Here is an 11,010-nt window from a genome sequence, read left to right as displayed (position 1 = left end):
GATGGGGACGCTTCTCGAATCCTGATCGGTCAGCCCAGCTCGGCCCGCACCAGCGGCAGCACCTCGGTGCCCAGCAGTTCGATGGACTCCATGACCAGCTTGTGCGGCACGCCCGACCAGTCCATCTGCATGGCGTACCGGTCGGCGCCGACCAGCCGGCCCACCGAGATCAGCCGCTCGGCGACCTCCTGCGGACTGCCCGCGAAGATCGACTGCGCGCCGGCCGTCCACGCGTCGTACTCGGCCCGCGACGGCACGGTCCAGCCGCGTGCCCGTGCCCCGTACTTCATGGTCTCCAGCCAGTACGGGTAGAAGGAGTCCTTGGCGTCCTGCGAGCGGCGCGCGATCAGCCCGATCGCGCTCATGGTGACTTCCAGGCCGGTGTGCCCGCCGGCCTCGCCCGCCTGCCGGTACAGGTCCACCAGCGGCGCGAACCGCTCGGGCATGCCGCCGATGATCGCGTACACCACGGGCAGCCCGAGCAGGCCCGCGCGCACCGACGACTCGGGGTTGCCGCCCGTGCCGACCGAGATCCGCAGCCGGTCCCGGTACGGGCGCGGGTAGACGTGGGCGTCCTCCAGCGGCGCGCGGAAGCGGCCCGACCAGGTGATCGGGTTCTCCCGGTCCAGCCGCAGCAGCAGGGCCAGCTTCTCCTCGAACAGCTCGTCGTAGTCCTCCAGGTTCGCGCCGAACAGCGGGAAGGACTCGGTGAACGACCCGCGCCCGGCCAGCAGTTCGGCACGGCCCCGGCTGAGCTGGTCGAGGGTGGTGAACTGCTGGTAGACCCGCACCGGGTCCTCGGTGCTGAGCACGGTGACCGCGCTGCTGAGCGTGATGTTCGAGGTCACGCTCGCGGCGGCGGCGAGGACGGTGCCGGGGTTGGAGATCGCGTACTGCGGCAGGTGGTGCTCGCCCAGGCCGTAGAAGCCCAGGCCCAGCTCGTCGGCGAGCCTGATCCGCTCCAGCTGGTTGGCCAGGGCGTCGGCGACGGACACCTGTTCGCCGGTGGCCGGGTCCGGGGTGCGGTCGGCGAAGCTGTAGACGCCGAGCTGCATGCTGTTTGACACGAGAACATTCTAACACGAGATAGTTGAGAGTTCAGCTAAGAGTGCTCTCAGGAACCGTGCGCTAGCGTACGGTCAGTTTCCGTACGGTGGCGTACGGAGAGGTTGAGCGAGGTGTGGCATGACGGTGTTGGCCCTGGTCACGGCGCTGGTGCTGGTCGCGGTCGGCGTTCTGCACGTGGTGTGGATGTTCTCCCCGTGGCCGCTGAAGACGCGCGAGGAGTTCGCCGCCCGGGTGGTGAACGTGTCGGTGGACCGCCTGCCGTCCAAGCCCTTGACCGCCGCCGTGGCGGTCGCGCTCGGCCTGGCGGCCTACCTGGTCGCCGGGCGCGCGGGGTGGCTGGGCGTGCCCGGCCCCGGTTGGGTTCCGGTGGTCGGCACGGCCGGTGTCGCCGCGGTGTTCCTCCTGCGCGGCGCGGGCGGCTTGGTGTCGTCGACGCGCCAGAACACCGCGTACGCCCGCTTGGACGTCCGCGTCTACTCGCCGCTGTGCCTGGCCCTGGCCGCGTCGACCGCACTGGTCGCCTTCAGCGGCTGAGGTGGTCGGCGGGTCAGGCGGTGCCCGACGCCGTGAGCAGGAACGCGGGCGAGGACCAGTAGTCGAACAACGGCGTCAGCCGGACGTCACCGAACCCCGCCCGCCCCACCTGCGCCGCCCACGAGGTGGCCGGCTGCTCCCAGGTCGACCGCTTCGCCCCCGGCAGCAGTTGCCCGGTCAGCACCGGCATCAGAAACCCTTGGGCCACCAGCTCGCGGTCCTCGTCGTACTCGGCCAGCCCCCGCTCGTAGGTCTCCGCCAGGAACTCCAGCCGCTCCTCGTCGTCGAGATCCGGCACGTCGAACTCCACCACCGCCAACGATTTCACCCGCGGCGCCAGCCCGGCCAACACCCCATCCCGCTCCTCGTGCGGAATGGCGTGCAACGCGAACGTCGACTGGGCAACGTCGAACCGAGAGTCGTCCCGCGCCAGGAACTCCTCAACCCGCGTGTTCCGCGCGTCCACCGCAAGGTTCTTCACCCCCTCAAGCGCTTTCACCGCACCGCTCAACAGGGCTTCCGAGGGGTCGACCACCGTCACGTGCCGCGGCGGATGCTCGGCCTTCACCAACGACGGCACCAACGCCCGCCCGTCCCCACACCCGACGTCCAACACCCGCACGGGCCGCTCTTCGTCGTAGATCCGCGCCAACGCCCGGGTCACCGCCTTGTAGAGCCCGACGTTGCCGCCCCCGTCGATGAACGCGGTGAACGCGGCGGGTTGGTCGTACACGGTCCCGTCGGCATCACTGCCGAGGTAAGCCGCCAACGCCCGGTCCAACTCCCCACTCCCGGCCGCAGCCACCTCCCGCGCCCGCTCCCGTTCCCCCCGGGTCAGCGCGCGCAAAGCGTCGATGATCGTCACACCCCCAGCTTGACACGCGCCCCTCCACCCGTCGCACCCGGACAACTGTCGTACCCCCATGGGACAATGGAAACCGGGGGCCGGAGGCCGCCACCACTCGCTGCCGGGCCACAAAACCGCAGGCAGAGCCACCAGGGCCGCCCGTCGACCCGAGCCCCAGTCCTTTAGATACCCGATCCGCCGCGGCCCGCCCGAGCCCCGAGTCCCCGGTCGGCCGAGGCGCACCCGAGCCCAGGGCCTCCGAGCCCCCGAGGCCCGCGCCAAGCCCCGGCAAACCGGAAGCCGCCCAACCCGCCAACGAGCGAGGCCCGCGCGAGCCCCCGAAACCCGGAGACCCGCGCGAGCCCCAGCCTCACCACCCGGTCAGCCCGGCCCCATACCCGTACAGCGGACTCCCGTACCCCGTGGGCACCGCCCGCCCCGCCTCGATGTGCCCCCGGATCTCCGCCCGCTGCCCCGCCGTGGCCCCCAAGTCGTACGGCAAGTCCCAGTGCTCCACCGCATCCCCGGGCACATCCGTCCCACCCGGCCGCAACACATCGCCCAACGCCCGCGGCAACTGCCAAGGCAACTCCCCGCCGGGCGCGTAATCCCCGAACAGCAGCGAAGCCGCCGCCGGCCCCATCTCCTCCCCACCCCGGTACGTCACCACGATCGCGCTCGCGAGGTCGTGCCACTCCGTGATCACGTACGGCCGCGGCATCACCAGCAGGACCACCACCGGCACCCCCTGCTCCCGGAACCCCCGGATCAGCGCCAACTGGTCCGCCGGCAGGTAAGGCTGCTCCTTCACCCAGTTCGTCGCGTGCGTGTAAGACGCCTCCCCGACCGCCACCACCGCCAACTTCGGCGAAGGCCCGCTGTCCCGGTACACGTTCACCCCCGCCCGGGCCGCCCGCGACCGCACCGCGTCCAAGATCGTCTGCGACCCGTACTCCTGGTGGAAGTAGCTGGTCCAGATGCAACACCCGGCCGTGTCCGCCGCCCGCGGCCCGGTGACCACGATGTTGTCCCCGACACCCAGCCGCACCGGCAGCACCCCGTTGTTCTTCAGCAACGTCATCGCCTCGCGCGACGCCTGGTTCGCCAGCGCCGCGTACTCCGGCTTGTGGAACCGGTACGGCCCGTTCACCGGGTCCCCGTAAGGGTTCTCGAAGATCCCGAGCTTGAACTTCAACCGCAGCACCCGCCGGACGGCGTCGTCGATCCGCGCCGCCGGCACCCCGGCCGTGAACTGCGCCAACGAGAACCCGGCCGCACCCGGGTCCGCACCGCCCATCACGTCGGAACCGGCGTTGGCCGCGCCGATCCACGACCCCGACGGCAGCCAGTCGGTCGTGATCAGCCCGGTGTAGCCGAGGTTCTGCCGCAGGTAGGCCAGGATCTTCGGGCTGTCACCCGCGCCCGGACCGCCCGGGTCGAGCAGCGAACTGCCCGCGTACCCCGGCATGATGTTGACCGCGCCCGCCTCCATCGCCGCCCGGAACGGCAGCAGGTGGTACTTGATCGTCACCTCGTCGAACACGATCAGCGCCTCACCGCCCGCGCCCTCGCCGGGCCAGTGCTTCACCGTCGCCAGCACGGACGCCGGGTTCAGCTCCGGCCCGCCCTGCAACCCGGCGACCAGCGCCCGGACCTGCGCGGCGGCCACGTCGGCGTTCTCGCCGTTGCCCTCCTGGATGCGCGGGTAGATCACCTTCGTGCCCACCTCGGCCAGCGGACCCAGCACACCGCGCGTCCCGACCTCCAGCTGCTCACGGCGCTGCATGTCGCCCAGCCGGTAGTCCAACGGGTAGTTCTTGGCCGCCGCGAGCGCGCTCTGCAACGGGTAGGTGGTCTTGTACCCCGCGATGGTGTCGCCCGCCGACACGAACGGGATGCCCAACCGCGTGCCCGACGACGCCAGCAACGCGTTGTGCAGGTCCTGCGCGTCTGCCGGCCCGAAGTGCCAGCCCGCCCTCGGGAACGCCTGCGCGTTGTAGAACATCTGGAAGGCCTTTTCCTCGGCCGTCATACGCCCGAGCAGGTCTTCTACGCGCGCCTCAACGGGCCTCCGCCAGTCTTCATACGCCTCGATGGTGCCGTTCTTGTTCAGGTCACGGCTGCCGTTGACGATCCTGATGCCGTCCTCGACCGTCGACAGTTGCGGCAGGTACAGGCTGAACGTGCGGATCGCAGACACTTGTGTGGCTCCCGATCCGTCTACTGCGACGACGAACCACTTGTATGTCCACCTATCAGCGATGTCCCATGTGGGCGTGTAAGTGGTGCCCGTGGGTTCTGCGACCTTCGTGTAGAGGTCGATCAGGTTGCCCGAGGCGGTGAAGTCGTAGTCGGTGCGGCTGAGGTTGAGCCACAGCTCGTAGCGGGTCGCGCCCGGCACGGCGGCCCAGGAGAACGCCGGGCGGCGGGTGGAGGTGACCATCGCGTTGTCGGCGGGTGCCGTGAGCGCGAACCGGCCGGGGTTGGCCGGGGCCTTGGTCGGCGGCGACAGCAGCGGGGGAGTGGTGGCCGAGGTGTCGACCGTGCCGAGGACTTGCAGTTCCCACAGCGAAATCCCGTATCCGGTGGCCCGCGTGACCCCGAACAGCCGCAGGTAGCGCCCGGTACCTTGCACGGTCAGCCGTTCCGCGCCACCCCGCCCCGTGGTCGTGCTGTAGGCAGTGCTCCACGCGTTGCCATCGGCCGACAACTCAATGCGATATGCCGACGCGAAAGCGCTTTCCCACACCAGCAGCACCTCGCGCACGGTGGCGACACCGCCGAAGTCGATGCGGAGCCACTGGTTGTCGGTGAATTGGCTGGACCAGCGCGTGGTGGTGCGGCCGTCGAGCGCGGCGGCGGGGGCGTTGCCGCCTTCCCACGTCGAGGCGGTGACGTGCTTGTACTGGGAGATCGGGGTGCCGGCGTCCGGGGCGGTGGTGCCGTAGACGCGGAACTCCCACAACGAGTAGCCCCAGCCGGTACCTCGCGTGGTGCCGACCATCCGGACGTACCGCCCCGTGCCCGACACGGCCAGATCCTGCACGCCGCCAGTGCCGCTGGTCGTGGTGTGAACGGTGGTCCAACTGGTGGCATCCGGCGAGGTCTCGATCCAGAACGCGCTCGCGAAAGCGCTTTCCCACTGGAGGTTCACCCGGCTGAGCACGGCCGGTGCGCCGAGGTCGACCTGGAGCCACTGCGGATCGCTGAACGCACTGGACCACCGCGTGCCCGGATCGCCGTCGGTGGCCGCCGAGGCAGGGGTGCTCGCGTTCTCCACGGAGGAGGCGGTGGTCGGTTTCCCTTGCGAGAGCAGCACTTCCGCCTGGCCTTGGGCGGCGGTCGCGGTGAGGAGGGTGGCGAGCAGGAGTGCGGCGAGGAGGGCGGTCAGGAGAGTTCGCGGGCGCGGCATGGCGACTCCAGGCAGGAATGGCAGGTGGGAGCGCTCTCCCACTCAGCGAACCGCCGGTCGCCGGGCAACGTCAAGGCTGTGGGAAACCGGTTTCCGAGCATCCGCCGCACTGTTCCGGCCATGTGCGCCGGTTCCCGCAACCCGGCGTTCTCCGCAGTTCTAACCGCGCACCCGCCGACCACCACAAATCCCGGTCACCCCTCACCCACACCGCATCCCATCGGCCCCGTCCGGCCAACACCGCCGTCGACACCCGGCTGCCCACAGATGCCGCAACCCCCTGTGCTGCAACGTTTTCCCACCACCACCACACCACCCACCCGGCCGCCGCCGCGCCACCCGGCCGCCGCCGCGCCACCCGGCCGCCGCGCCACCCGGCCGCCGCCGCGCCGCACGCCCGCCGCCCACTGCCGACTGCCCGTGCGCCTCACCGCTGAGCCCGCCCCGACCCGTCGCTCAGGGCCTACCCCTGGGCCAGCTGAACCGCCGCGCGTCGTCGCCACTTCTGCCGGCCGCCGGACCCTCGCCGCCGCTGGCCGACCGCCTCTCGTCGCCGCCGGCCACCGAGGCAGGCCGCCGGGCTTCGCCGCAGCGGCCAGCCACCGCGCTGTCGTCGCCGCAGGCCGTCGCAGAAGGCCATCGCTGAGGAGCCGCTGTCCGCCCGGACCGCAGCCCGCCCCAGGGCACCACCAGCCGCCCCAGGGGTGGCCGTGACCGACAGGTCGGGGCCGTTGTCCGCGCTCCTTGTTTACGGGACGCGCGAGCCGCCGAAAGGTCGCAGATCCCGCATGTCACTCGATGGGGTGATCCGCCGGACACCACACCCGACCTGCGCCAACCAGTCACCCCACCAACTCGATCTTACCCGACTCCACCCACCCGGCCCCGAAAAGATCCACCCGACACCACCGTCGACACCCCCGCCACCACCAGCCCCGCCAAGCTCAACCCCACCCCCACCCAAGCCGTCGACGTGTACCCCCACCCCCAAGCGATCGCCAACCCGCCCAGCCACGCCCCCGCCCCGTTCGCGATGTTCAACGCCGAGTGGTTCGACGACGACGCCAGCGACGGCGCGTCCGGCGAAGCGTCCATCAACCGCACCTGCAAAGCCGACGCCAACACCTGCGCCACGAACCCGAGCAGCAACACCGTCCCGAACGCCGCCACCGCCACCCGCGCCGTCAGACCGAACAATGCCAGCACCCCGGTCACCGCCACCAACGACCCGAACACCGAACCCGTCACCGAACGGTCCACGAAACGCCCACCCAGCGTCGCCCCGAGCGTCATCCCCAGCCCGAACGCGGCGAGCATCCACGGCACCGCCCCCGCAGGCAACCCGGCGACCTCGGTCGTGATGGGGGAGATGTACGAGTACACCGCGAACATCCCACCAAACCCGACCATGCCCGTCACCAGCGCAAACCACACCTGCGGACGCCGGAACGCCCGGAGTTCCGCCCCAACGCCCGCACCCTGCGGTGCCGCCATGTGCGGCAGCCACCTGGACAGAGCCAGCGCCGTGACACCCGCGATCACCGCCACCGCCAGGTACGCCGTCCGCCACCCGATCTGCTGCCCCGCAGCGGTCGCCAGCGGCACACCCACCAGGTTCGCCACGGTCAACCCCACCATCAACCGAGCCACAGCCGTGCCGCGACGTTCCGGCGGGACCAGCGCCGCAGCCACCACGGCGGCGATCCCGAAGTACGCGCCATGCGGCAACCCGGCCACGAACCGGGCCACCATCAGCGCCGTCGCAGACGGTGCGATCGCCGACAAACCGTTACCGACCGCCAACGCGATGGTGAGCCCGATGAGCAGACCCTTGCGCGGCAGGCGTGCGGCCAGACCGGCGATCACCGGCGCACCGACCACGACCCCGAGCGCATACAACGAGATGGCGTGTCCAGCGGTCGGGATGGAGATCTGGAAGGTCTCCGCCATCTGCGGCAGAAGACCCATCGTGGCGAACTCGGTGGTACCGATCCCGAACCCGCCCAGCGCCAGCGCGCCCATCGCGGCGGTGGTGCCGTGAACCCGGGTGGCCGTGACAGTCATGCGGTTGCGCTCCTCGCCAGGGTGTCCCGCGTCCACGCTGACCGCGACCGATGGTTAGCTACTGAAACGATCCTATAGGCCGTTCGGCCGCATCCCGACGTGCAGTCACTCACAGCCGCGTGGGCGTTGATCCACGCTCTGGAGGGGGAAGGGCAATAGGGTTTGCCCGTGCCCATCGCATTCGACACGACCGGCTTCCTGCAGCACGACCAGAGCACCTGGTTCCACCCGGCGACCGGGGACCAGGTGAGCCTCACGTACTTCGACCTGGTGCCAGACCTGCCCGCCCCGCTGGAGGACCTGGCGCGGCTGCGGCACGACCTGGCCGTGACCACCGGTGAGGTGGGCTGCCTGATCGAGGCGCACGTCGTGCCGCTGGGCGGGGTGCCGGCGGTGTTCCAGGTGGTGAAGGTGCCGTTGCCGAACCAGCCGACCGGGCAGGCGTTCATCGCGTCGCTGACCGTGCCGCGGGCGACGTGCAGCGCCGTGCTGAAGCTGCAGGCGGCCGAGCGGGGCATGACAGGGGCCCGCGAGGCGGTGTTGATGGCGCGCGTCGGGTTCGACCGGTGGGTGCAGCCGCACCCCTACGCGCCGCAGTTGAAGGGCAGGTTGCCGTTCCACGTCGGGGACGACCCGCGCTGGGACGCCGAGTTCGCCGACCACCCGCTGACGAGGGTCCGGGCGTGGGCGCACCACATCATCCGCACGGCCCAGGTCGACCCGCGCTTCGCCGCCCTGCCACCGTTCCAACCAACCCCAACCCCAACCCCAACCCCAACCCCAACCCCAACCCCAACCCCAACCCCAACGCCGACCCCAACCTCGACGCCGGCCCCGCCCCCGGCCTCGCCCGGGAACCGGGTGCCGAGCGACTCGACGACCGTGCTCCTCTCGTCCTCGGAAGCGCCCACGGCACGGGCCTCCGAAGGCCCCACCAGAGTGATCACCAGCCGACCAACCGAATCACCGACCGTGCACATGAAGGAGGCCCCGGCCGGCTTCGCCCCGTCAGGCCCCGACGCACCCCCGGCGACCCCCGTGCCGACCGCGGACCAGTCCGTGACGACGGTGCTGTCCAAGCCGGTCCCATCCGTCGGGTCGACGATCACGACGGTCGTGCCCGGTATTCCGATGGCCGGCTACCTGCCGCTGTGGGTCGACGGCGAGTGCACGTTCTGGCGGATGACCGATCCCGGGGCGGTGCTGGGCAAGCTCTCACACGGCGTCCTCGCGCGGACTCCGTTGGCGGAGAACAGATTCCGGGACGTGGTGGGGCTGGACCGGGAGTCCGGGACGCTGACCCTGTTCTCCCGGTTCCGCGGGGGCGACGGTGGTGTCCCCGCGGACGTCGTGCAGCTGGAGCCCGTTGGTGGGCAGGAGGTGCACGAGGCGTTGACGGCGGAGACGTTGACCGAGGCGTTCCGCTGGGTCGGGCGGGTGAACGCGGCGGCGGCGGAGCGTGGTGAGTACGTTGCGCTCGAGCGGGCAGCGAACACCGACGTCCTCAGTGAGCCGTACGTGCTGATGGTGGTGCAGGAGTTCGAGGGGCAGCGGATCTCCGTGGTGCAGACGGCGCCCGTGCCGGGTCCGGAGGTGCCGGTGTGGGCGGGGAACCCGTCGATGAACAGCCCGGCGTCGCCCGAGACGATCGAGGCCGGCGGCCTGCTGGCGATGTACGCGATGGACCACTGGGGCGTCCACCCGCTGCACTTGTCCTTGACGTTCGGCCCAACCCCCCGCCTGGTACGCGACTGACCCTCCTGCTGAACCGACCCCTTCCCGCCCGACTAGGTGCCCACTACCCGCTGACCCCGAACCATCAGAGCCCAACCGCCCCGTCGATCCGCTCCCGCAGCAGATCGGCGTGTCCGTTGTGCCGCGCGTACTCCTCGATCATGTGCACCATCACCCACCGCAACGACACCGTCCCACGCCACCCGTCCACCCCTTGGACGTCGAGATCAGCCGCCTCCCGCACGAACTTCTCGGCAAACGCAACCTCCTCCCGCCAAGCCGCCCACGCCTCCTCAATCACCTCGACCCGAGCCCCGTCAAAATCCCCATCGGGCTCGTCGACGGACGAAAACCGCGCCGGCGAATCCTCCCCGGCCAACACACACCGAAACCACCGCCGCTCAACATCGGCCAGATGCCGCACAAGCCCCAACAACGACAACGAAGACGGCTCAACCGCCCGCACCACCAGCTCGCTGCCCAACCCGGAACACTTCAGTTCCAGCGTCGCCCGCTGATCAGCAAGAAACCCCTCCAACACCGCCCTTTCATCCCCCGTAGTCGGCCCCGCACACCGCGAGTCGCTCCCGCCACCGACAAACATCTCAGCCCGACGCCGCAAACCGCTCACAACCCCAGATCATCGCAGCCCAAGACCCACCACCTCGCCCCGTCAACAAGTTCCACCACGGCCGCACCCGCCGCGAACCGGGCGGCCCACCGGTGCGCTTTCCCTCGATCCCGCGATGTGCCGCTTCTCGACCCCGAGCGCATGCCCCACCCCGACGTCGCGCGGAAGTCTCCATCGGCCGACCCAGTGGATGACCCGCGAGCCCCGCCTAGCGGATGCCCCGCCGGACCCCGTGGACGCCCCGCTGGCCAGACCTCCAGACGCCTCGCCCTCCAGACCGCCCCGTCGGCAGCCCATCGGAGCCCCTCCAGTCGGCCCTCCGGACGTCCCAGTCGGCCCTCCGGGTGTCCCGCCGGCCGGCCCGCCCCGAGGTGGGAATGTGACCGAAGACAATCTTGCGCCGTGCGCTCTCCGTAGTGCACGCTCGCGTCCCCGAACCGCTCTTGTGGTGCCACCACGTCCTTTGAGCGCACGAACTTCGCCGTCCCGCACCCGCGTGCCGCTCTCGGTGCGGGCCGTTGTCACTTCGGGGTTCTCAGGACTCCCGCACCAACGTGTGCCCGCGGCCGGCGATGACGATGTCCAACGTCTTCCGGTCCTTGGACGGCGCGGCGAAGAGATTGGACCCCCGCTCGGTGCCACACCTTTCGTTCTTGCTGTCGCGGTGGAGGTTGAGGCTGATGCCCTGCGCGGCGGGTGTGGCTTTCCCGTAGCACCTGG

The 11,010-nt window shown here is 70.6% G+C and carries 8 protein-coding genes; 2 read left to right on the top strand and 6 right to left on the bottom strand.

The window, feature by feature from the left end; genetic code table 11:
• Window positions 1-29: 29 nt before the first annotated feature.
• Window positions 30-1,055 carry an LLM class flavin-dependent oxidoreductase gene (locus tag RIN75_RS04385; RefSeq protein ID WP_309110818.1) on the bottom strand — a complete coding sequence of 342 codons (1,026 nt, stop codon included), beginning with the start codon at window positions 1,053-1,055 and terminating at the stop codon, window positions 30-32.
• Between the two features lie 130 nt (window positions 1,056-1,185).
• Here RIN75_RS04385 and RIN75_RS04380 point away from each other — a divergent pair, with 130 nt between their 5' ends.
• Window positions 1,186-1,602, top strand: a complete 417-nt coding sequence (locus RIN75_RS04380) for a DUF3995 domain-containing protein (RefSeq protein WP_309110452.1) — start codon at window positions 1,186-1,188, stop codon at window positions 1,600-1,602.
• Window positions 1,603-1,615: 13 nt separating this feature from the next.
• On the opposite strand, the gene RIN75_RS04375 is transcribed toward RIN75_RS04380, so the two are convergent.
• The 3 genes from RIN75_RS04375 to RIN75_RS04365 form a co-directional block, all read right to left on the bottom strand.
• The gene (locus RIN75_RS04375; protein WP_309110451.1) at window positions 1,616-2,467 is read right to left on the bottom strand and encodes a class I SAM-dependent methyltransferase; all 852 of its coding nucleotides are present in this window, start codon (window positions 2,465-2,467) and stop codon (window positions 1,616-1,618) included.
• A gap of 352 nt (window positions 2,468-2,819) precedes the next feature.
• On the bottom strand, window positions 2,820-5,861 hold the full coding sequence (locus tag RIN75_RS04370; protein WP_309110450.1) for a discoidin domain-containing protein: 3,042 nt from the start codon (window positions 5,859-5,861) through the stop codon (window positions 2,820-2,822).
• A gap of 861 nt (window positions 5,862-6,722) precedes the next feature.
• A complete protein-coding gene (locus RIN75_RS04365; RefSeq protein WP_309110449.1) occupies window positions 6,723-7,925 on the bottom strand; it encodes an MFS transporter in 1,203 nt (400 codons plus the stop codon).
• Window positions 7,926-8,093: 168 nt separating this feature from the next.
• Here RIN75_RS04365 and RIN75_RS04360 point away from each other — a divergent pair, with 168 nt between their 5' ends.
• On the top strand, window positions 8,094-9,680 hold the full coding sequence (locus RIN75_RS04360; RefSeq protein ID WP_309110448.1) for a hypothetical protein: 1,587 nt from the start codon (window positions 8,094-8,096) through the stop codon (window positions 9,678-9,680).
• Between the two features lie 64 nt (window positions 9,681-9,744).
• Here the strand turns inward: RIN75_RS04360 and RIN75_RS04355 are convergent, their stop codons facing one another.
• Together RIN75_RS04355 and RIN75_RS04350 are read right to left on the bottom strand one after the other, a co-directional pair.
• On the bottom strand, window positions 9,745-10,200 hold the full coding sequence (locus RIN75_RS04355) for a DinB family protein (protein ID WP_309110447.1): 456 nt from the start codon (window positions 10,198-10,200) through the stop codon (window positions 9,745-9,747).
• Window positions 10,201-10,825: 625 nt separating this feature from the next.
• Window positions 10,826-11,010 (bottom strand): hypothetical protein (locus RIN75_RS04350; RefSeq protein ID WP_309110446.1); only part of this gene is annotated, 185 nt, incomplete at its 5' end.

The sequence above is a fragment of the Saccharothrix sp. genome (assembly GCF_031180885.1).
GTDB lineage: Bacteria > Actinomycetota > Actinomycetes > Mycobacteriales > Pseudonocardiaceae > Actinosynnema.
The sequence above is the reverse complement of the archived record's forward strand: the minus strand, read 5'-3'. Positions and strand labels throughout refer to the sequence as shown.

Excerpts from the sequence above, each read along its gene's own strand:
- RIN75_RS04385 (WP_309110818.1), bottom strand. The coding sequence starts at position 1,055 with ATGCAGCTCGGCGTCTACAGCTTCGCCGACCGCACCCCGGACCCGGCC.
- RIN75_RS04380 (WP_309110452.1), top strand. The coding sequence starts at position 1,186 with ATGACGGTGTTGGCCCTGGTCACGGCGCTGGTGCTGGTCGCGGTCGGC.
- RIN75_RS04370 (WP_309110450.1), bottom strand. The coding sequence starts at position 5,861 with ATGCCGCGCCCGCGAACTCTCCTGACCGCCCTCCTCGCCGCACTCCTG.
- RIN75_RS04365 (WP_309110449.1), bottom strand. The coding sequence starts at position 7,925 with ATGACTGTCACGGCCACCCGGGTTCACGGCACCACCGCCGCGATGGGC.